Origin of the sequence: Mesorhizobium sp. CA15 (genome assembly GCF_020165215.1) — a bacterium.
Lineage (GTDB): Bacteria > Pseudomonadota > Alphaproteobacteria > Rhizobiales > Rhizobiaceae > Mesorhizobium.
Map to the genome: position 1 here is coordinate 12,043 of NZ_JAIUHQ010000015.1, position 17,450 is coordinate 29,492.

At 62.8% G+C, this 17,450-nt stretch carries 27 protein-coding genes; 15 read left to right on the forward strand and 12 right to left on the reverse strand.

What is annotated here, in order from left to right; all coding sequences use genetic code 11:
• Window positions 1-186 precede the first annotated feature (186 nt).
• From LB515_RS21555 to LB515_RS21570, 4 genes are all read right to left on the reverse strand, one after another.
• A complete protein-coding gene (locus LB515_RS21555; protein ID WP_140841064.1) occupies window positions 187-474 on the reverse strand; it encodes a DUF982 domain-containing protein in 288 nt (95 codons plus the stop codon).
• Window positions 475-500: 26 nt separating this feature from the next.
• Window positions 501-803 (reverse strand): DUF982 domain-containing protein, encoded by a 303-nt coding sequence (locus LB515_RS21560; protein WP_140840699.1) that lies wholly within the window; start codon window positions 801-803, stop codon window positions 501-503.
• A gap of 286 nt (window positions 804-1,089) precedes the next feature.
• The gene (locus tag LB515_RS21565) at window positions 1,090-1,602 is read right to left on the reverse strand and encodes a ferritin-like domain-containing protein (RefSeq protein WP_224708899.1); all 513 of its coding nucleotides are present in this window, start codon (window positions 1,600-1,602) and stop codon (window positions 1,090-1,092) included.
• 203 nt (window positions 1,603-1,805) lie between these two features.
• Window positions 1,806-3,116 (reverse strand): Nramp family divalent metal transporter, encoded by a 1,311-nt coding sequence (locus LB515_RS21570; protein WP_224708900.1) that lies wholly within the window; start codon window positions 3,114-3,116, stop codon window positions 1,806-1,808.
• A gap of 404 nt (window positions 3,117-3,520) precedes the next feature.
• Between LB515_RS21570 and LB515_RS21575 the strand changes: the two genes are divergently transcribed.
• Together LB515_RS21575 and LB515_RS21580 are read left to right on the forward strand one after the other, a co-directional pair.
• Window positions 3,521-3,730, forward strand: coding sequence for a cold-shock protein (locus LB515_RS21575; RefSeq protein ID WP_095768399.1), 210 nt, complete (start codon window positions 3,521-3,523; stop codon window positions 3,728-3,730).
• A 106-nt stretch (window positions 3,731-3,836) separates the two neighbouring features.
• On the forward strand, window positions 3,837-4,031 hold the full coding sequence (locus LB515_RS21580) for a hypothetical protein (RefSeq protein WP_140543027.1): 195 nt from the start codon (window positions 3,837-3,839) through the stop codon (window positions 4,029-4,031).
• 95 nt (window positions 4,032-4,126) lie between these two features.
• Here the strand turns inward: LB515_RS21580 and LB515_RS21585 are convergent, their stop codons facing one another.
• Together LB515_RS21585 and LB515_RS21590 are read right to left on the reverse strand one after the other, a co-directional pair.
• Window positions 4,127-4,327, reverse strand: a complete 201-nt coding sequence (locus LB515_RS21585) for a hypothetical protein (RefSeq protein WP_140840705.1) — start codon at window positions 4,325-4,327, stop codon at window positions 4,127-4,129.
• Window positions 4,328-4,684: 357 nt separating this feature from the next.
• Complete coding sequence (locus tag LB515_RS21590) at window positions 4,685-4,888, reverse strand: CsbD family protein (RefSeq protein WP_224530904.1); 204 nt, start codon at window positions 4,886-4,888, stop codon at window positions 4,685-4,687.
• Window positions 4,889-5,432: 544 nt separating this feature from the next.
• Between LB515_RS21590 and LB515_RS21595 the strand changes: the two genes are divergently transcribed.
• Window positions 5,433-5,846, forward strand: coding sequence for an HD domain-containing protein (locus LB515_RS21595; RefSeq protein ID WP_140840707.1), 414 nt, complete (start codon window positions 5,433-5,435; stop codon window positions 5,844-5,846).
• Between the two features lie 41 nt (window positions 5,847-5,887).
• Here LB515_RS21595 and LB515_RS21600 read toward each other — a convergent pair whose 3' ends face one another.
• Window positions 5,888-6,220 (reverse strand): hypothetical protein, encoded by a 333-nt coding sequence (locus tag LB515_RS21600; protein ID WP_095768403.1) that lies wholly within the window; start codon window positions 6,218-6,220, stop codon window positions 5,888-5,890.
• Between the two features lie 268 nt (window positions 6,221-6,488).
• Between LB515_RS21600 and LB515_RS21605 the strand changes: the two genes are divergently transcribed.
• The 4 genes from LB515_RS21605 to LB515_RS21620 all read left to right on the forward strand — a co-directional run bounded on the left by LB515_RS21605 (window position 6,489) and on the right by LB515_RS21620 (window position 8,689).
• On the forward strand, window positions 6,489-6,734 hold the full coding sequence (locus LB515_RS21605) for a hypothetical protein (protein ID WP_095768404.1): 246 nt from the start codon (window positions 6,489-6,491) through the stop codon (window positions 6,732-6,734).
• A 60-nt stretch (window positions 6,735-6,794) separates the two neighbouring features.
• A complete protein-coding gene (locus LB515_RS21610; RefSeq protein WP_224708901.1) occupies window positions 6,795-7,850 on the forward strand; it encodes a PAS domain S-box protein in 1,056 nt (351 codons plus the stop codon).
• Between the two features lie 167 nt (window positions 7,851-8,017).
• Window positions 8,018-8,377 (forward strand): SPW repeat protein, encoded by a 360-nt coding sequence (locus LB515_RS21615; RefSeq protein ID WP_095768502.1) that lies wholly within the window; start codon window positions 8,018-8,020, stop codon window positions 8,375-8,377.
• Between the two features lie 144 nt (window positions 8,378-8,521).
• Window positions 8,522-8,689, forward strand: coding sequence for a hypothetical protein (locus LB515_RS21620; protein ID WP_176477082.1), 168 nt, complete (start codon window positions 8,522-8,524; stop codon window positions 8,687-8,689).
• Between the two features lie 116 nt (window positions 8,690-8,805).
• Here LB515_RS21620 and LB515_RS21625 read toward each other — a convergent pair whose 3' ends face one another.
• Entirely contained in the window at window positions 8,806-9,279 is a 474-nt protein-coding gene (locus LB515_RS21625; RefSeq protein ID WP_095768406.1) for an Lrp/AsnC family transcriptional regulator, read from the reverse strand.
• Window positions 9,280-9,416: 137 nt separating this feature from the next.
• On the opposite strand from LB515_RS21625, the gene LB515_RS21630 reads away from it, so the two are divergent.
• Both LB515_RS21630 and LB515_RS21635 read left to right on the forward strand, forming a co-directional pair.
• Entirely contained in the window at window positions 9,417-10,208 is a 792-nt protein-coding gene (locus LB515_RS21630) for a tryptophan 2,3-dioxygenase family protein (RefSeq protein ID WP_224708902.1), read from the forward strand.
• 246 nt (window positions 10,209-10,454) lie between these two features.
• A complete protein-coding gene (locus LB515_RS21635) occupies window positions 10,455-10,868 on the forward strand; it encodes a DoxX family protein (RefSeq protein ID WP_095768408.1) in 414 nt (137 codons plus the stop codon).
• 91 nt (window positions 10,869-10,959) lie between these two features.
• Here the strand turns inward: LB515_RS21635 and LB515_RS21640 are convergent, their stop codons facing one another.
• From LB515_RS21640 to LB515_RS21655, 4 genes are all read right to left on the reverse strand, one after another.
• Window positions 10,960-11,265 (reverse strand): hypothetical protein, encoded by a 306-nt coding sequence (locus LB515_RS21640; protein ID WP_095768409.1) that lies wholly within the window; start codon window positions 11,263-11,265, stop codon window positions 10,960-10,962.
• A 71-nt stretch (window positions 11,266-11,336) separates the two neighbouring features.
• Window positions 11,337-11,606, reverse strand: a complete 270-nt coding sequence (locus LB515_RS21645; RefSeq protein ID WP_224708903.1) for a hypothetical protein — start codon at window positions 11,604-11,606, stop codon at window positions 11,337-11,339.
• Between the two features lie 238 nt (window positions 11,607-11,844).
• Window positions 11,845-12,309 carry a hypothetical protein gene (locus LB515_RS21650; protein WP_224708904.1) on the reverse strand — a complete coding sequence of 155 codons (465 nt, stop codon included), beginning with the start codon at window positions 12,307-12,309 and terminating at the stop codon, window positions 11,845-11,847.
• Between the two features lie 154 nt (window positions 12,310-12,463).
• Window positions 12,464-12,691 (reverse strand): hypothetical protein, encoded by a 228-nt coding sequence (locus tag LB515_RS21655; RefSeq protein WP_224637302.1) that lies wholly within the window; start codon window positions 12,689-12,691, stop codon window positions 12,464-12,466.
• Window positions 12,692-12,988: 297 nt separating this feature from the next.
• Between LB515_RS21655 and LB515_RS21660 the strand changes: the two genes are divergently transcribed.
• The 6 genes from LB515_RS21660 to LB515_RS21685 all read left to right on the forward strand — a co-directional run bounded on the left by LB515_RS21660 (window position 12,989) and on the right by LB515_RS21685 (window position 17,206).
• On the forward strand, window positions 12,989-13,357 hold the full coding sequence (locus tag LB515_RS21660; RefSeq protein ID WP_224544645.1) for a hypothetical protein: 369 nt from the start codon (window positions 12,989-12,991) through the stop codon (window positions 13,355-13,357).
• Entirely contained in the window at window positions 13,350-13,775 is a 426-nt protein-coding gene (locus LB515_RS21665) for a hypothetical protein (protein WP_224708905.1), read from the forward strand. The genes LB515_RS21660 and LB515_RS21665 overlap by 8 nt, the downstream gene beginning before the upstream one ends.
• Complete coding sequence (locus LB515_RS21670) at window positions 13,723-14,463, forward strand: terminase large subunit domain-containing protein (protein ID WP_224708906.1); 741 nt, start codon at window positions 13,723-13,725, stop codon at window positions 14,461-14,463. The genes LB515_RS21665 and LB515_RS21670 overlap by 53 nt, the downstream gene beginning before the upstream one ends.
• A 207-nt stretch (window positions 14,464-14,670) precedes the next feature.
• Window positions 14,671-15,024: a hypothetical protein gene (locus tag LB515_RS21675; protein WP_224708907.1), complete on the forward strand. Its 354-nt coding sequence runs from the start codon at window positions 14,671-14,673 to the stop codon at window positions 15,022-15,024.
• Between the two features lie 260 nt (window positions 15,025-15,284).
• On the forward strand, window positions 15,285-16,286 hold the full coding sequence (locus LB515_RS21680) for a bestrophin family protein (protein WP_224601458.1): 1,002 nt from the start codon (window positions 15,285-15,287) through the stop codon (window positions 16,284-16,286).
• Between the two features lie 164 nt (window positions 16,287-16,450).
• A complete protein-coding gene (locus LB515_RS21685) occupies window positions 16,451-17,206 on the forward strand; it encodes a terminase large subunit domain-containing protein (protein ID WP_224708908.1) in 756 nt (251 codons plus the stop codon).
• Window positions 17,207-17,450: the final 244 nt, after the last annotated feature.

The window sequence follows — 17,450 nt, forward strand, 5'->3', positions numbered from 1 at the left end:
TTCGTGGTTGGGGGACGGTTTGACGGATATTTGAGTCCCTTCATCGTCAACTGTTTGAACGCCCATCATTCCCGCGACTGGTGGGCGTTCATTCGAGGCCAACGATCCAGTGCCAAGGGGCGGACCGGATGACATGCGGCACGCTGTGAGGCGCCCCGACAGCGGTCGCGGGGCGCGCCCCGATCCTCATCGGTAATCTGACGGCCGAGCTTTTTCTATCGCGGGGGGGATTGGTCCGTCCTCGACAAGGATATCCTTCTTGCGCGCGAATGCGGCGAAAACGCCTCGCGCGGTTTCCGCGTCGACTTCGCCGACCAAAGCCGCCTTGCAGGCACGGATAGCCGCTTTCTGCTCCGGGCTATTGCCGCACCAGTCGGTCGCGAACTGATAGGCATCGACGACGGTGTTCAGTTGCCGGGGAAAGCCCAGTCCGACCCAAACGCGAAGGGGTTTCTCGAAAGGTTTGGAAAGCATCGCGAACTCCCATAACCGCGAAACTTTCAAACAGTCAGTCCGCCGCCGCGGCCGCCTTTGCCGGTCATCCATGGCAAGGGCATACTCACGTCCTCGAGAATTTTGACCGACCTTGCGAAACCGCTAAAAGCATCTCTGGCGGCAGTCAGCGGATAGCCGCTGTCGAATGCCCGCTGGCAGGCACGAAGTGCCGTTTCAAAGATGGTTCCGCGCCTGTTCTTGGGCCACGCGTAAAGAAATTCCAGGGCATCTTCCAGGCACGCGATTTCCTGGATGAGGCTGTCTCCGCTCTTCACGAAAACAGGGCTGTCGAACATGCGATCGTTCATAACGTCCTCCAATCGAACGAACAATTGAGTTCAGGCAACGGCTTGGTGCCGACAGCGGCCCAAGCTCAGCGGCGATATGGGTTTGTAGATCTTGACCGTCAAGAGGCCCGGGGTCGCTGCAAGAACCGGCGCGCCAATTCTGCCATCCACGACGAATTGTCGGTCCAACAAACAGCTAAGATCGTTGGTGGCGCGGGCAGCGGCCGCCGTCGTTCGATTAGACCTGCAATGTGGCAGAGACCCCTGGCAAGCTGCCGGGGCTCGGCGGCCGTCAGCGGATCGTCCGCTATGCGGCTTCAGCCGCGACGTTGACCGCGGATTCGGCAAGCTGGGTGAGCGCGGCGTCCGTTTCCTTTTCTTCGTTCAGCGTCTTGTCGAGCAAGGTGACGGCCTCCGTCAGGCCGAGTTCCTGGGCCCAGGTCCTGAGCGTGCCGTAGCGAGAGATCTCGTAATGCTCGACGGCTTGGGCGGCAGCCAACAGGCCGGCGTCGAGCGAGGGCGAGCCCTTGTACTCGTCCATGATCTCGGCACCTTCCTCGGTGATGCCTATGATGGCGGCGCAAGTCTTGCCCGTCGGTTTCTTATCGATCACCTCGAACACTTCCTCGAGACGGGCGACATGTTCCTCCGTCTGGTCGCGATGCTTCTCGAAGGCCGTTTTCAGCGCGTCGTCCTGCGCCGCCTTCGCCATCTTGGGCAGCGTCGTCAGGATTTTCTTCTCGGCGAAATAGATATCCTTCAGCGTGTCGTGGAAAAGTTCGTTGAGGCCCTTGTTCGAGGCCGCTTTCGTCGTCGCCATTCTGAATCTCCTGGTGCGGTTGGATCACCACCAACACGGCCCGACCAAAGTTGTTCCAGAAAGAAATACATGCGGCGACACAGCTAAAAGCATCAATTGTTATTGACGGCGACGAAGCACCGCCGCGGCCAGGCAATTGGCCGGACCGACGCATGAATCGCCCGACTGTCGCATCTGAAAAGCCGCGTTCCCCTGCTCAGGATTCACGCAAACCACTGCACGATGAGGCCCACTGACGAGGCTGCCATTGTCATTGTCGTTAGCCATCCCAGTGCGCGCAGCCAACCCTGAATTGGGAATTCACCCATGATGTCCTTGCGGCCGGCCATCCGCATCATGACGATCAGCACGGGAACGGCGCATATGCCGTTGATGACGGCGCTCCAGTAAAGCGCCTTGATCGGGTCGATCGGGGTAAACATGATCCCGGTGCCAAGAGCGGTCGCGGCGGCGAGTGTGACGTAAAACGCCAACGCTTCCTTCGGCTTGCGCTGCAGCCCCACCGTCCAGTGCAGGGCTTCGCCAACGGCGAAAGCCGCTGACCCCGCCAGCACCGGCACAGCCAAAAGCCCGGTGCCGATAATTCCCATCGAGAAAATGATGAAGGCGAACTTTCCGGCGGCCGGCTCCAGAGCCTTGGCCGCGTCCGTGGACGAAGCAATATCGGTCACCCCCGCCTTGTGAAGCGTGGCGGCCGTGGTGAAGATGATCGCGACGCCTATCAAATTCGAAAACGCCATTCCGACCAGCGTATCGGCGCGTATCCGCCGGAATGCCCTGGAAGCTTGCCACGGCGCCCATCGCAGCGGCTTGGCGCTTGGCTTGAGTTCCTCCTCCTCGACTTCTTGCGAGGCCTGCCAGAAGAACAGATAAGGCGAGATCGTCGTGCCGAGGATCGCGAGCAGCGTGGTGAAGAAAGCGCCACTCCATTGAATGTGCGGAACAAACAGGCCTTTGGCCGCATCGGCCCAGGCTACATTCGCGGCGAACATGGCAATGACGTAGGCGAAGAGGCTCAAAGTTGTCCATTTGAGCACTTTCACGTAGCGGGTGTAGTCGATGAAGACGATCGCGCAGATACAGACGATCGCGAATGCGATGACATAGAGCGGGCTCGGCCCGCCGATGAGCAGCTCCAACGCGTCCGCCATGGCGCTGAGGTCGGCACCGATATTGATGACGTTGGCGACGGAAAGCAACACCACCACGACGCAGAGCAGCGAGGCGGGATAGTGTCTGCTGAGATTGCCGGAAATCCCTTTGCCGGTGGTGCGGCCGATGCGGGCGGCGATCTCCTGGATCGCCGCCATCAGCGGGAAGGTGAACAGCATGCTCCAGCCGATATTGAAACCGAGCTGCGCGCCGGCCTGGCTGTAAGTTCCGATGCCGGAGGGATCGTCGTCGGATGCGCCGGTGATAAAACCGGGGCCGATCATACGCAGGAACCGTTGCAAAGGTCCCTTCGCCGACGTGTTGCTTCGTTCTCTCTCGATGTGCGAACCGGCTTCGGCCATCGTTGGTTCTTCCATGCCCGGCCGAGCGCTAGCGCAATGGCAGCCGAGGCCAGGGATTAATCGGAGCGACTGTACGACAGGCTCGGACAGGTGTTTGCGTAGATAAGCAAGAGCTAACGAAGATGGTGGGTAACTGGCGGCGATGACGTCGGTTCCGCCGTCATCGTCACTTTCGCATCAGAGGGCGGATCCGGCCGGGTGCCGAAAAAAGGTCCTGCATAAATATATCGGGGGTTGTCTTGCCGGGAGTCAGTTTAAACGCTATATGTGTGATATCGATCTTGTTGAACGAACGTTGTTTCAGGGCCTTTGCGTCCGACGATCTTCCCTCTCAATTTCGAAAACCGTGACGTTTGGCATTCGGCCAAGCGCCGGTAATTTGCGTCGATTTGAAAGGAAATCGTATGACTACTGGAACCGTGAAGTTTTTCAACGCCACCAAGGGCTTTGGCTTCATCGAACAGGGCGGCGGCCAGCCGGACGTGTTCGTTCACATCTCCGCCGTGGAGCGCGCAGGGATGCGTTCTCTCGTCGAAGGCCAGAAGGTAAGCTTTGACGTCGTCAAGGACGCTCGCAGCGGCAAGAGCGCCGCGGAGAACCTCCAGGCAGCCTAAGCCATGCGTCGGCGCCTTTGACCACGGATGTACCGGCACAGGCGCTGGGGCTTTGAGGGAAGGTCGGGTTCGCCCGGCCTTTTTCATTTGCATAGCGAGGTAGCACATGGCTGATACGAATGTGTTCAAGCCGAAAGGCGACGCCAAGAACGAGGCCACTACAAAAACCGCGCGCGCCATCATCGACAGCGAGGCGGCGGCCAGGGTTGCCAAAACGGCGCGTCTTCGCAAGGCCAGGCTTGCGCAGGAGCCGGTGGAGGAGCCGGTAAAGAAGGTGAAGAAGAAGGCCGCCGCCAAATAGGGGCGCGGCGTGAGCGGCGCCGTGGCGACCGGGCTGGGTTCACCCTTTCCTGAGATGGTCGCCCCGGCTGCGGGAAAATCTCGATAAGCCTTTGATCAGTGCCGTCCCTTGAGGAACCTCGCCTCTCTCACCAGTGAAGTCCAGTCAGGGCCGATAAGCTTGATCAGTTCGCGAGCTTCGTCCTCCGAGATGTCGGTATCCTTTGCCAGGCGGCGGGCAAGCAATTCCACATCGCCGTGTGCTGGTTGAGCCGCTTTGCCATCGCCGGGTTCGGCGCCGTCGCCTCGGTTGATCATGAGCCAACTCCTTCCGGTAGGAACTTTCGAGGCGGCAGCATGTTTCATGCGTTTCCGCAATTTGATGTCCCGAGGCGTCCCGCTGGCGGCGGACCATGAGATCCGCGGCTGATCCCCGATGCGGCGCCTTTCTGGAACCGGCGCAAGGCGGCGCGCCCGGGGCCTCGCGAAGGCAAGCCGATCCGGATAATCCAGCGCGCCTTCGGCGCGGGCGGAACTCGGCCATGGTAGCCCATCAGAACCATTCATGCCGCCCGACCTGCAGGTCGAGACGCATACGCCGCCGTCGCGCGGGTGACCGGCTTACTCAAAGGCGCTGCCGCGAGGCAACGCCCTTCGTTTTGGGGAGCCGGCTGTTTACCAGCTCTGCATCCTGTACCAGTCGTCGATGTCGCGGCGCACGCGATCCTTCTCCAGGCCGTAGCGTTCCTGGATTACGCCTTCGAGCTGGTCGCGCTTTCCGGCGATACGATCGAGATCGTCGTCGGTCAGCTTGCCCCACTGTTCCTTCACCTTGCCTTTAACCTGCTTCCAATTGCCTTCGACGCGGTTCCAGTCCATGGCCGGACCTCCTGTTGGACACGGAGGGCTAACGGCAACACGACCGCGAAGTTCCTGTCGAAAGCTCTTTCTGCGTCGAGGCAGGCACTGAGCACAACGACACGGACGAATGTGCCTTCATCTGGCCGTCATAATGAACCGCCAAATTAGCAAACGCTGAACGTGACCCCCGGTCAGCATGTTCCCAAGACCTCTCTTGCCCGGCTCCTGGTCCGGGCTTCTTTTTAATGCTGTCGCCCAGAATGCGCAGCGGTTCTGGGACGACGGGCATCAAAACAAAGACTTAAAGCGTGTCGTCTGAATTCATTTCAGCGACGCGCCTCAGGTGCTGGCATCCCGCCTGGAACGGGTGGCGCGGATTGGCGATGGCATCCTCAAAAATCCGGCAGCGTTGGAACATTAGGCCGGTGCCGAGGTTCTTGCGGCATGGATGGCGCGCAGTTTCCCCGAAGGCCCGTCATCCGGACCGGGTTCCGACCCGAGCAAGCCCGCCTCGGCCGTCCCTAGCCGGGACGGGCTTTATCGTGACGAGATCGGAAGGACCATGCTTCACCAAGCCGCCAAAATCGCCGAGCAGGCCCATCGGGGTCAGAAAGACAAGACCGGCAGACCTTACATCGAACATCTGAGACGGGTTGCCGATGCGGTCGAAACGCTGGACGAAAAGACGGTTGCCTATCTGCATGACGTGGTCGAGAAAGGCGAGGGTTGGAGTCTCGAGCGGCTGCACGGCGCCGGCTTCGGCCTGCCGGTGGTGGCGGCGGTCGATGCGCTGACCAGGCGCATGGACGAGAGCGAGGAGGGTTTCATTTTCCGCGCCGCCTCGAACGAGCTTGCCCTGCCGGTTAAGATAGCCGACCTGCGCGACAATCTGTGGCAAGCTCATCAGGCGGGCGTTGCGCCGGACCGGTATGAGACGGGCCTCGACATCCTGGGCGAGTTGGCCGCCAGGGACTGAGCGGCGTTGGGGGCACTAGGTTGCTGCCGGCGTCGCCCCCGCTATTCGTCGAGCTGCAGCAAATCGAGCCGCGCGTCGGGCAGCGCGTGCTCCCACAGGGCCCTTTCGAGGTCGTTGCGGTTGTCGCCGCCCGTGGCTTCCGGCAGGTCGAGCGCCGTTAAGGCCTGGTCGTCGAACTCGATCGGCGCCCCGTAAAGTTGGGCGATTTGCATCACCAGGCTTTCTATGTCCTCGCGGGCGATGTTCTCGGCGAGGTTCTTGAGCCTGATTTCTTCCGCAACCCGGATGATGTTGACGATGCCGTCGATCCGCAGGGCCTGCTGGACCTTGCAGTGAGAGTCGTCGCGCAGCCGGTTGGAAAATCCTCGCATCATTGGAAAACCCTCCTTTCGCGGGGGTCTATCCCTCGGTTGCAACCATGCGCTGGAGCAGTGCGGTTGGCAATACACAAATTTTAAAAACAATAAATAAATCAGCCGGTTAGCAAAGTATATCAAACGCAGTTTCACCGCATCCTTAGCATCGTTGGCTTCATTGCCGGTCGGCAAATCATCCCCTCTTGACGCCTTATGGCCGCTTCCTATTTCTACTCACAGTTAGGCACATACTAACTCACAGCATTCGGCTCGGATGGAGGCGGAAGTGGTTGAGCTTGAACGGCCGCAAAGATTGCAGATCATGCTGACCGACGAGGAACTGGCGGCGCTGGAAAACTGGCGTTTCGAAAAACGCATGCCGAGCCGCTCGGCCGCCGTGCGCGAGCTTTTGCGCCGTGGGCTGGCGTCCGATGGGTTTCTGACCGCTGACCTAGGCGCGAAGTCGCAGGATTTCGGCGTGATATCGCTGGATCGGAAGGTCGCAGATGGCTCCAGCGACTCGAAGCCCTGAGCAGATGCACGCTCGCTCGCGGCAGATTGCCTTGACCTCGGCCGGCCCTAATTACCGTCCATGACCAATCCCGGGGGGACGTTCCGACACGATCCGAACGCCGATGCGCGCTTGGCCGCGATCGTCGATTCTTCCTACGACGCCATCGTCGGTAAGACTCTGGACAGCGTGATCACCGACTGGAACCACGCGGCCGAGCGCATGTTCGGCCATACCGCCGAAGAGGCCATCGGCCGGTCGATCCTGATGCTGATCCCAGAGCATATGCAAGACGAGGAAACCGAGATCATCGGCCGCATCCGCAAGGGGGAGCGCATTCCGAGCTTTGAGACGGTGCGCAAGCGCAGAGACGGCTCGCTGATCACCGTTTCACTGACGATTTCGCCGATCAAGAACAATGCGGGCGAGATCATCGGCGCCTCGACAATCGCCCGCGATATCAGCGCTGCCAAGGAAAGCGAGCGCCGCATCCGGCTCTTGATGCGCGAGGTCAACCACCGCGTGAAGAACCAGTTCGCCGTGATCCTGTCGATGATCAGGGAAACCAGCAAGCGCTCCACCGATCCGGGCGAGTTCGAGGAACTGATCCGTTCGCGCATCATGGCGCTGTCGCGCTCGCACGATCTCCTGGTCACCTCCGAATGGGCCGGCGCCAGCCTGTTCGATCTGATCCAGGAACATCTGAAGCCTTTCGGCCATGAGGAGCGCATCTCGCTTTCCGGGCCGCTCCTGACGCTGCAGTCCAACGCCGTGCAGAATCTCGGCATGGCCTTCCACGAGTTGGGCACCAACTCATCCAAATATGGCGCGCTGGCGGGCGAAGGCGGCCGTATCGAAATCACCTGGCAGGTCGAGCCCGGCCCGCAAGCGCAGCGGCGCTTTCATCTTCTGTGGCACGAGACATCCGGCGCGACGGCCGTTGGAGCTGAGCAGAAGACGAGTGAGCGCAAGGGTTTTGGCACCGTGGTGCTGCAGCGGGTGGCGCCGCAGTCGCTGAGCGGTTCCTCAAGCCTCGAACGCTCGCCCGGCAGCGTGAAATGGACGCTCGACGCGCCGCTCGAGGCGATCGTCGTTCCGCAGCTGGGGGCGGAGGGCGACACCGACTTCAGCGTCTGAGCGGCAGGCGGCGGGATTTCTGCCATCCCACGCCGGGCGACGCGCGTTTCGGGCCTTCCCCCCCCGCCACTTGCAGCCTGATAGAAACGTAATTACATCAATCGCTAAGCGTGCAATGTCCACGCGGATACAGTTGCTTTGGTCAAGCTTCGTCTATGGAGGTTGTCATGCCAAGCAAACTGATGGAAGCAAGAAAGAGTCAGGACTGGATCACCCTGATCCTGGCGATTTGCCTGTTCATCTCACCATGGGTCATCGGATTCACCGCAGCGACGGTGCCCGCGTGGAACGCCTGGATTGTCGGCGTTCTTCTCGGCGCGCTGGCGCTCGCGACGCTTTCGGTGTTCGCCGAATGGGAAGAATGGGTAAACGTCGTCCTCGGGCTCTGGCTGATCGTGTCGCCCTGGTTGCTACACTTCGCGGCTGACACGTATGTCATGGCCACGCATGTCGTTCTCGGCGTGCTGGTGGTCGCGGCATCGGCCTGGGCTGTCTGGGACTTCCGTCATCCCCACGCTCATGCGTGAGCGGTGATTGAGCGGGAGCCCGCCGCGCAAGCGGCGAGCTCCTGTTACTGCGGCGTCTGGGCATCGGGCTGAACGGCCATTGCAGCGTCTTCACGCGATTGCTGCAACGGGAAACGTTTTGGTGCATTCTTGGGAATGGTCTCGATGCTTAACCCCGACACCCCGGCCAAGTGCTGCTCCTACTGCGGCGGCCGCGACCATGATTTCGAGGAATGCCCGAAACGCAAGGCCGACGCTGAGAAGGAAAAGGTGGAGCGGGAGCCGGCCGTGATCAGGCTCCCATATTCTCGTCACGCGTCCTCCAACCAGTAGATCGCGCCTTGCGTCGCCATAAAGACACCATGCGGCGCGGGCCTGCGCGGTCCGCGTCCACGGCTCGATTGCCGACAGGGGTACCGTCGAGCCGAGGTCTCAATTTGCTGCTCGCCTTATCCCCTCAGCGCACGCGCCGCCGCCTCGGCGAACGAGATGTCGCCCTTGATCTCGCGCATCGCCATCGAAGTCACCGTGCGGCGCACGCCGGGCAGGCGGCTGAGTTCCTCGCGCAGCATCCGGTCGAGCGCCATCATGTCGACGGTGACGATCTGGAGCAGATAGTCGGCTTCGCCCGTGGTGGCGTAGCAGCGGCGGATCAGCGGGTGCTTCTTCACTGCCGCCTCGAAGGCATCCGACACCTCGAAGTCGATCGACACCTGAATGAAGGCCTCGATGCCGAAGCCGATCCTGGCCGGGTCGATGCGGGTCGAATATCCCCGGATAACGCCGGCCTCTTCCAGCGCCTTCACCCGTTTCCAGCAAGGCGTCTTGCTCAAGCCGACCTCCTCGGCGAGTTCGCCGAACGAGATGCGTGCGTCGCGCTCAAGCGCGGCGACTATTCTGCGGTCGAGAGCATCCAGCGTCATTCGTTCTCCAATATGACAGAAGATATCGACGATCGTCCTTCATTCCACGTCATTTGGATAACAGAAAGGAACAATGTTCAAGCCGAAAGCGCTATCCTTGTCGCCTGGTCGAAAACCTGCCGCGAGGAGGATACGCCATGAAAAAGACGGACTATCACGCCCGCATCGGGGCCCCCGAGATGCGCGACTACGGCGTCTATCTGAAATGCGATCAGCTGCTCGCCTGCCAAAAACCGCTCTCCGACATGGTCAACGCCGACGAGCTGCAGTTCCAGATCGTGCACCAGGTCGAGGAACTGTGGATGAAGCTCATCGCCTACACGCTGGTTGACGTGCTCGACTATCTGGAGAAACAGGACACGCATCGCATCGTCACGCTGATGGGCCGCGTGCACCGGCTGATGCGCATGATGACGGCGCAGCTCGACCTCCTGGAGACTATGTCGCCCAAGGAGTACCAGCAGATCCGCCTGCAGCTCGGCAATGGCAGCGGCCAGGAATCGCCGGGCTTCAAGCTTTTGCTGCGCCTGCCGCCGGACCTTTGGCGGGCCTTCAGGCATGCCTATCTCGACGGCCGCGGGCTGACCGTGGAGGATATCTATGACGAGCATTACGACCACGGCGATTCCTATGTCGTGGCCGAGGCGCTGATCGAGTTCGACGAGCTGTTCCAGAAATTCCGCGCCAACCACCTCTATCTGATCCACCGCTCGATCGGGCTCGGCGCGAAGTCGCTGAAAGGCAGGCCGGTGGAGATCCTCGAAGGCGGCGCCCGCCACCGCTTCTTCCCCGAGCTCTGGGACATTCGCTGCGCCATGACGGACCGCTGGGGCGCCGAATACGGCACCGTTCGGGATTCGATCAGCCATCCGCCGCAACTTTCTCCTTCTTCCCTTGTGGAAGAAGGTGGCCGCGAAGCGGCCGGATGAGGCGTGTTCCAGGCAACACGGACGTCTCGCTCCGCTGGAACACCACCATCCGTCTCGGCGCTGCGCGCCGATCCACCGCCCGGGGCGAGCCCACGGGTCTCGCCCGTCCTTCGGACCTCGCAAGGGAGAAGGCGAGGCGCCGCGTCTTCGCCTCGCATAATTTTGCGACCCCCCTGTCGGAACCATCTCTCTCCGCCCGTCCTTGGGGGCATCAACCGCTTCAACAATCCGGAGGACATCGTGGAAATGCAGTCGACCTGGCAGACCGCCGCCATTCTCATCGCCCGCCTGATCTTCGCCGCCATGTTCGCGATGGCCGTCGCCTTCAAGCTGATGGATATCGGCGCCACCGCAGGCTACATCGCGGCCGCCGGCTTCCCGTTCCCGCTGTTCCTGGCCTGGTGCGCGGCGATCCTCGAAGCGTTGCTGGTGATCGCCTTCCTCACCGGCGCTTATCTGACGCCGTTGGCGTTGATCGGCGCCGTCTACGTCACCTTCCTCGGCTTCGCCTTTCACGGCCCGTCGCACTGGGCCGGAAACCAGGCCGAGTTTGGCGCCTTCATGTCGCATTTCCCGTTCGCCGCCGGCCTGCTCTACGCCGCCGCCCACGGCCCGGGCAGCGTGCTGGCCGTCAAGCTGGGTTGGCCGGGCAGGGCATGAACTTTCCTTCTCCCGTTCTACGGGAGAAAGTGGCCGAAGGCCGGATGAGGGGCGGCGCCAACATTTCAAGACAAGGCGCCTTCCCACATGCTCACATCTGATCGTTATACGGCTCTTTCATCTGGCCGACCATGCGCGCCAGCTTCGAGAAGGACGGCATGTCGGCCTCCGGCTGGCACTGGTTGGCGAGTTCGAGCAGCCGGATCGGGAAGTTGACGGCGTCGCGGCTCGAGGCCGACATGCCTTCCGAGCGCTCCTCGCTGGTTTCGCTGGCCTCCGCCTTGCGCAGCGCGATGTCGATCTCCTCGACCGTCAGCACGCCCTTGCGCACCAGCACCTGGTTGACCGAAGCGACGGCCATCAGGAGGCCCTCGAGCTGCAGATTGGCGACATTCATGGCTTTTGCTCCCATTGACCGGGGTGAAACGCGCGAGCCGCGGTTACGATCCGGAGATGCGCGAGCCTCGCTTAGGCCTCCATCCACCGCTCTCCATACTCGCTCCATAGCCGCCTGATCTCGCGGTTGCCGAGCGGCGGCGTCTGGCGGTCGCCGTAGAAGACAGCGACGGCGCTGAGGTCATATTGGCCCTCGGCCTGGGCGATGAAGCGGATGGCTTCGCCGAGCGGTCTCGAATGGAAGATCGGATCGGCCTGGCCCCGGCCCAGGCTGCGAACGCCCGAAATGCTTGCAGGCACATGCCGCATCCGAAAGACGGATGCCATGGCAGGTCTGTCCATGCTGCTCTCCGCGATTCCCTTAGGGAATGATTCCATAAGCTCCGGCTAATGACCAGCCCGGGACAATCGGACACAGCTGGAGGCAGGGAACAACACAACTTTGAACTGGAAAAGCCTGCCACGAAAAGAAGAAGGCCGGGCGCGATGGCCTGGCCTTTCCTTCCGGGCGGCCTCGGCAAGGCAGCCTTGGTGTAGCACCGTTCATCCGTTCGGCCACTGCGGCCGGACCGGAAAATGTCTATCTGTGCCAGCGGTGCAGCCAGTCCGGCTCGGGGTCGGCGTTTCGGCTGATCGCCATGCCGGCCAGCAAGCCGACCAGGCCGCCGACCAACATCGCGGTCGAGAAGGTGCCGGGGTTCTGCTGCACGGTCTCCGAAACGCTCTGCGCTTGGCTGCGCAACTGGCTCGCCGCGCGCGACGCGCGGTCGGAGGCGCCGCTGTAAAGGTTCGAGGCCCGGTCGGCCGCGCCCCGATACCAGCCATGCGCGGTCTCTGCGGCTTCCCCGGCCTGTTCGGAAAGCGTGCGGTTCAGCCGGTTCACCTCACGCTTCAATTCGGCGATCTGCTTCTTCATCGCGTCTTCCGATGCCCGCGAGGCTCGTGCGCTGCTGCGGGACGCGGGACGGGTGCGCGTGGCGCGCGCGGCGGCGGTTTTCGCGTTGCCGTTGGCTGAATTGGTGGTGCTGGTGTCATTGTCTGCCATCGGTCTCTCCTTTTTGCCTCCTGGGAACGAACGGCCGAGCCGTGCCATTGTTCCCCCGCGGTTTTCCGCAGGCGCGCCGCCAGACCAAAAGACGAGGGCCGCGAAGCGAACTCCACGGCCCTTGGTCCAAGCCCGATGCCCTTGCTTGCCGCAGTTACTTGCCGCAGTTGTTGTCGTTCACGTTCGGCTGCACCGTGGTGGCGGTGCTGTTGTTGGCATCGCCCATTGCGCCCTGCGGATGATTCGCGCAGTTCTTGTCGGCGTTCGAATTCATGTCGCCGCCTGTGATGCTGCCGGTCGTGCCGGTATCGGGCGGAGCGGCCTGGTCAGGCGACGGCGCGGCCGGCGTCTTCGGCTCGACGGTAACGGCCCGTGCCGTCATTTCCGGCGGTACCCGCGTTCTGGGCTATCGCCGCCGTCGCGATCTGGCCCGGCGTTTCAATTGATAGGTGTGGCGCACAGGGCGCTTTGCCGCCGGTATTTTGAGAAATTTAGGAAAATGTACCTAGAGGCTATTGCTGGTGAAGGCAGCTATGCTACTATTTTGTCCATGGTGCTGATTTGCGCCAACGACCCGCCGCCGGCGGGTTTTTTGTTTTTCGCGCCCATCCATTCTTTCGAAGCGCTGGCGGCGCCTTCCCTTTCCTGCGGCGCTTTCAACATTCTGCTGGAGGCCCAGATGCCACGCTATGCCACCATCGTCACCGCCGATGACGGCGCCGAGATCGTCAGCGCTATCGGCGAATTCGAAGGCACAAGCCTTCCGCACCGCTCGGGCCGTTTCGAGCAGGTCGCGCCGGGCGTGCGCATCGGTATGGTTCGCGGTGGCCTTGATGAAGCCGTCGCCGGTTTCGGTTTCCCGCGCCAGGGCCTCGGCCCGGCTGCGGTCCGCACAGCCACGGCGGGGCTGAAGGCAATGGCCGCGCCGTCCGCCGATGCCCGGCCCGCCAGGCCGGCCATGGCAAGGCCGCGCAGGAAGCCGGCCCGCAAGGTCCGCAAGGCGAAGGCGGCGAAAGCAGCGCCATCGGATTCTGTCACTCATGGCTGACGAAAACAGACGCCGCGAGGCCGTAGGCGCGAAGCGGGCGGGGCGAAAGCCGAAAGCTACCAAAGCCGCTGCCGCTCCGTCCCCCCGCCCCAAGCGCTCGCGAAGGACGCTCGTCGACGATTTCGCCGCCGCGCTTCGCGCCGATTTCCGCGTCCATGGCGCCGGCGTCATCGCCGCGGTGCGCGCCGAAAAACCCGAGCAGTATCTGAAGGTCGTGCTGACGCTGCTGCCCAAGGATTTCTCGGCCAAGGATTTCTCGGAACGTGTCGATGCCAAGCAAACCAGCCTCGGGCAATTGAGCGATGAGGAGATCCGCAGCCGCATCCGCAGCCTCGAAACGAGCCTCCGGCCGCTCCTGGACAGCGATGCAAACCTATCTGGCGCTGCTCGAGGAGATGGACCGCAGGCGTCGCCGTAACCTTCTTGCAGCCTACGCGCCATACAAGCGGCAGGCCGAATTTCATTCGGCAGGCGCGACCCACCGCGAGCGTCTGTTCATGGCAGGCAACCAGCTCGGCAAGACCAGGGCAGGCGGCGCGGAATGGGCCATGCACCTCACCGGCCGCTATCCGGGCTGGTGGAAGGGCAAGGTGTTCGGCCAACCCGTCAGGCTCTGGGCCGCCGGCGTCACCGGCGAAGGCACGCGCGACAATCCGCAGCGCGTGCTGGTCGGTCCTCCGCAGCAACAGGCAGAATGGGGCACCGGCATGATCCCGGCCGATGCCATCGCCGACACGGTAATGGGCCGCGGCGCGCCGGGAGCGCTGGACAGCGTCGTCGTGCGCTGGGGCGGTGGCGGCGATGTGCAGGCCGGCGAGAGCGTGCTTTCTTTCAAGAGCTACGAAAAAGGCCGCGAGAAATGGCAGGGCGAGACGCTGCACGGCGTCTGGTTTGACGAGGAACCGCCGCTGGATATCTATTCCGAGGGCCTCACCCGTACGAATGCCACGGACGGCATCACGATCGTCACGTTCACGCCGCTGCTCGGCATGAGCGACGTGGTGCTGCGGTTTTTGAGCGCGGAGGCGGTTCAGGACTTGGGTTCCTCGCCCCCGCAAGGCGGGGGAGAGGTGGCCGCGCAGCGGCCGGAGAGGGGGGCTTCGTAGGGCGGCAGCGTTTCCGAGTGATCTCGTGTCCGTTCATCCCGGTTGGCGCCGCCCCCTCTCCGTCGCGGCTTCGCTGCGCCACCTGTCCCCCACTCGCGTGGGGGTGAGGAACTGGGCTTCGGGAAACCGTGCCGAAACCACGATTTGCGATGTCGCTTTGGCCGCAATCGAAGATCGAGTAGTTTCCTGCCGCGATACGGAGCCGACATGCGACCGATACCGAGCCTGCTTCTTGCCTGCGCGTTTCTCTCCGCCTGCTCCGGCTCCGCCGGCGATTGGCGCGGGGATGCAATCGTTTCGGCCGAAGCCAGGATGCGGAGCCTGACCAACGATCCGGCGGCGAGTTTCTCGCATGTCGACCTGACCGGCGACAGCGCGAGCGGCCAAACCTGCGGCGTCATCGCAAGCAAGGTCGGGATCTTCACCAAGGAAGCGCGCTTCATCGTCTATATCGACGGCGCCGGGCCCTATGTCGAACCGGGCCTCGGCTCGTCCATGTCGCAGGCCGATTTCGACTGGGCCTGGAAGAACGACTGCGTCAACGAGGGATATAAGGGCTGAGCCGGTTTCCTCGCCCCGGGCGAAGCGGGGAGAGGTGGCCGCGCAGCGGCCGGGGAGGGGTCTTCGTGGGGCGACAGCGTCTCCGAGCGGTCTCGTGTCCGTTTATCCAAGTTGGCGCCGCCCCCTCTCCATCGCGGCTTCGCCGCTACCTCTACCCACTTGAGTGGGGGCGAGGAACTGGAGCTTTCAAAACGATTTCCACCCCTTATGGTGCGCGAACGCGCGGTCGCGCGACTTGCATGCCGTAAGGGATTTCAGGAATGTATGTAGGCCGTTCTTACAGGTTGCTGGACTTCGCGCTCTGGTCGCGGCGCAGCGTCATCTACATGGTCGTGGTGAGCGGGTTGGCGATCGCCGCCTACCGCCTTCCGGCGACCGCGGGCTTCTCGGTGCCGTGGTCGGTCGTGCTGGTGCTCGGCACCACGGTGTCGCTCGTCGCCGGATTCAAGAATTCGCAGGTCTTCACCCGCGCCAACGAGGCTCTGCAGGCCTTCTCGCAGATCACCGCCAGCAGCCGGATGCTGTCCGGCTTCTGCCGGGATTTCATGGATGCTGCCACCGCCCGGCGGCTGATCTACCGCCATCTCGCCTGGCTGACGGCGCTGCGTTTTTCGCTGCGGCGGCCGATGCCTTGGGAATCGCTGGCGAAAGCGGCCAACATCGAGTTCCGGCGCCGCCGCTATCACATTGAGGAGGACAAGACCTCGCTTGCCGAGGAACTGCGCAGGCTGCTGGGCGAGGAAGCCGAAAGCGTGCTGAAATCGCCACAGCCGGCGATAGAGCTTCTCGACAGGCAATTGGCCGAGGTCAACGGCTTGTTGAAGAGTTCAGCCGTTCCGACGCAGGTCTACTCCGAGCTGATCAAGCTGATACGCGACTTGCAGGACCAGCAGGCGCGTTGCGATCGCATCAAGAACAATCCCTATCCCCGGCAATACGCGATCGTGAGCTCGATGTTCATGATCATCTTCTGCACCTTGCTGCCCTTCGGCGTTGTTCCGGTCTTTGCCGACATGGCCAAGCTGGGCGGCGTGCTCGGCTGGATCTCGATCTGGCTGACCATCCCGTTCAGCGCGCTGCTGGGCTGGGTCTACATGTCGCTGGATCTGGTCGGCGAAAGCAGCGCCAATCCGTTCGAAGGCAACGCCAACGACGTGCCGATCTCGCAAATCTGCCGCGACATCGAGATCGAGCTGCGCCGTGGCCTTGGCGAGGCCGCGCTTCCCGCGCCGCTGGCGCCGGTGAACGACATCGCGACGTGAAGTTCTTTCCTTCTCCCCATGCGGGAGAAGGTGGCCGCGAAGCGGCCGGATGAGGGGTGCTCCAGGGAACGCCAGCGCGTCTCTCCGCTGGAACACCCCTCATCCGTCTCGGCGCTGCGCGCCGATCCACCTTCTCCCACAAGGGGAGAAGGGAAAGGTTTGCCATGTCCCGCCACGTTACGTTCATGACTATCGACGATGCCGGGCATTACACGCCCGAGCAGCGCGCAGAGATCGTCGCTGCCTTTCCCGAGCACGAGCGCGAGGCGCGCGCGAAAGGCATTCCGGTGCTGGGCTCCGGCCGCATCTTCCCGGTGGCGGAGGAGACGATCGCTTGCGAGCCCTTCAAATTGCCGCGCTGGTGGCCGCGCATCGGCGCCCTCGATTTCGGCTGGGACCATCCTTCGGCCGCGGTCGAGCTGGCCTGGGATACCGAAGCCGATGTCGTCTATGTGACGAAAGCTCACCGGGCTTCGCAGCAGACGCCGGCGATGCAGGCGCTGGCGCTGAAGGGCTGGGGCGACTGGCTGCCCTTCGCTTGGCCGCGCGATGGCCGCCGCGAAACGCTGGAAGGCGCCGGTGTGGCGCTGGCAAAGCAATATGCCGCCCACGGGCTGAACATGCTGACCAGCCACGCCCGCTTCGCCGACGGTTCGGTTTCGGTCGAGGCCGGGCTGATGGAAATGCTCGACCGCATGCAGTCCGGCCGCTTCAAGGTGTTTTCCACCCTTCACGCATGGTTTGAGGAGTTCCGCCTCTACCACCGCAAGTACGGCCAGGTGGTGAAGCTGCGCGACGACCTGATGGCCGCGACGCGCTACGGGATGATGATGCTGCGCGAGGCGGTGGTCGATCCGGCGGAATTCAAGGCGGCGCGGCGGCCGACGGAACAGAGCGACCCGCTGGGGGCTTTCAGGTAACGAGGGCCGCCCTCTCACTTCGTCATACTCGGGCTTGACCCGAGTAATCCATGCCGTGACGCCTGCCATAGAGCGCAACGGGGCGGAATTCGTTAGCGTTACGCCGCGTCGCTCCGCTCCCCGCTTCGTCCTAGGATGACGAGGCTCGTACAGCCGGCCCCTCATTCCGCAACGCCGACACCTTCTCGTCTTCCCGAAAATCCCGATCCGATAGTCCCGCAAGCGGCAACCAATGCGCCACGCG

Bases quoted from the DNA above. Each gene is read 5' to 3' on its own strand.
- LB515_RS21555 (WP_140841064.1), bottom strand. From the start codon at position 474: ATGCTTTCCAAACCTTTCGAGAAACCCCTTCGCGTTTGGGTCGGACTG.
- LB515_RS21560 (WP_140840699.1), bottom strand. From the start codon at position 803: ATGAACGATCGCATGTTCGACAGCCCTGTTTTCGTGAAGAGCGGAGAC.
- LB515_RS21565 (WP_224708899.1), bottom strand. From the start codon at position 1,602: ATGGCGACGACGAAAGCGGCCTCGAACAAGGGCCTCAACGAACTTTTC.
- LB515_RS21570 (WP_224708900.1), bottom strand. From the start codon at position 3,116: ATGGCCGAAGCCGGTTCGCACATCGAGAGAGAACGAAGCAACACGTCG.
- LB515_RS21575 (WP_095768399.1), top strand. From the start codon at position 3,521: ATGACTACTGGAACCGTGAAGTTTTTCAACGCCACCAAGGGCTTTGGC.
- LB515_RS21580 (WP_140543027.1), top strand. From the start codon at position 3,837: ATGGCTGATACGAATGTGTTCAAGCCGAAAGGCGACGCCAAGAACGAG.
- LB515_RS21585 (WP_140840705.1), bottom strand. From the start codon at position 4,327: ATGATCAACCGAGGCGACGGCGCCGAACCCGGCGATGGCAAAGCGGCT.
- LB515_RS21590 (WP_224530904.1), bottom strand. From the start codon at position 4,888: ATGGACTGGAACCGCGTCGAAGGCAATTGGAAGCAGGTTAAAGGCAAG.
- LB515_RS21595 (WP_140840707.1), top strand. From the start codon at position 5,433: ATGCTTCACCAAGCCGCCAAAATCGCCGAGCAGGCCCATCGGGGTCAG.
- LB515_RS21600 (WP_095768403.1), bottom strand. From the start codon at position 6,220: ATGATGCGAGGATTTTCCAACCGGCTGCGCGACGACTCTCACTGCAAG.
- LB515_RS21610 (WP_224708901.1), top strand. From the start codon at position 6,795: ATGACCAATCCCGGGGGGACGTTCCGACACGATCCGAACGCCGATGCG.
- LB515_RS21615 (WP_095768502.1), top strand. From the start codon at position 8,018: ATGCCAAGCAAACTGATGGAAGCAAGAAAGAGTCAGGACTGGATCACC.
- LB515_RS21620 (WP_176477082.1), top strand. From the start codon at position 8,522: ATGCTTAACCCCGACACCCCGGCCAAGTGCTGCTCCTACTGCGGCGGC.
- LB515_RS21625 (WP_095768406.1), bottom strand. From the start codon at position 9,279: ATGACGCTGGATGCTCTCGACCGCAGAATAGTCGCCGCGCTTGAGCGC.
- LB515_RS21630 (WP_224708902.1), top strand. From the start codon at position 9,417: ATGAAAAAGACGGACTATCACGCCCGCATCGGGGCCCCCGAGATGCGC.
- LB515_RS21635 (WP_095768408.1), top strand. From the start codon at position 10,455: ATGCAGTCGACCTGGCAGACCGCCGCCATTCTCATCGCCCGCCTGATC.
- LB515_RS21640 (WP_095768409.1), bottom strand. From the start codon at position 11,265: ATGAATGTCGCCAATCTGCAGCTCGAGGGCCTCCTGATGGCCGTCGCT.
- LB515_RS21645 (WP_224708903.1), bottom strand. From the start codon at position 11,606: ATGGACAGACCTGCCATGGCATCCGTCTTTCGGATGCGGCATGTGCCT.
- LB515_RS21650 (WP_224708904.1), bottom strand. From the start codon at position 12,309: ATGGCAGACAATGACACCAGCACCACCAATTCAGCCAACGGCAACGCG.
- LB515_RS21655 (WP_224637302.1), bottom strand. From the start codon at position 12,691: ATGACGGCACGGGCCGTTACCGTCGAGCCGAAGACGCCGGCCGCGCCG.
- LB515_RS21660 (WP_224544645.1), top strand. From the start codon at position 12,989: ATGCCACGCTATGCCACCATCGTCACCGCCGATGACGGCGCCGAGATC.
- LB515_RS21665 (WP_224708905.1), top strand. From the start codon at position 13,350: ATGGCTGACGAAAACAGACGCCGCGAGGCCGTAGGCGCGAAGCGGGCG.
- LB515_RS21670 (WP_224708906.1), top strand. From the start codon at position 13,723: ATGCAAACCTATCTGGCGCTGCTCGAGGAGATGGACCGCAGGCGTCGC.
- LB515_RS21675 (WP_224708907.1), top strand. From the start codon at position 14,671: ATGCGACCGATACCGAGCCTGCTTCTTGCCTGCGCGTTTCTCTCCGCC.
- LB515_RS21680 (WP_224601458.1), top strand. From the start codon at position 15,285: ATGTATGTAGGCCGTTCTTACAGGTTGCTGGACTTCGCGCTCTGGTCG.
- LB515_RS21685 (WP_224708908.1), top strand. From the start codon at position 16,451: ATGTCCCGCCACGTTACGTTCATGACTATCGACGATGCCGGGCATTAC.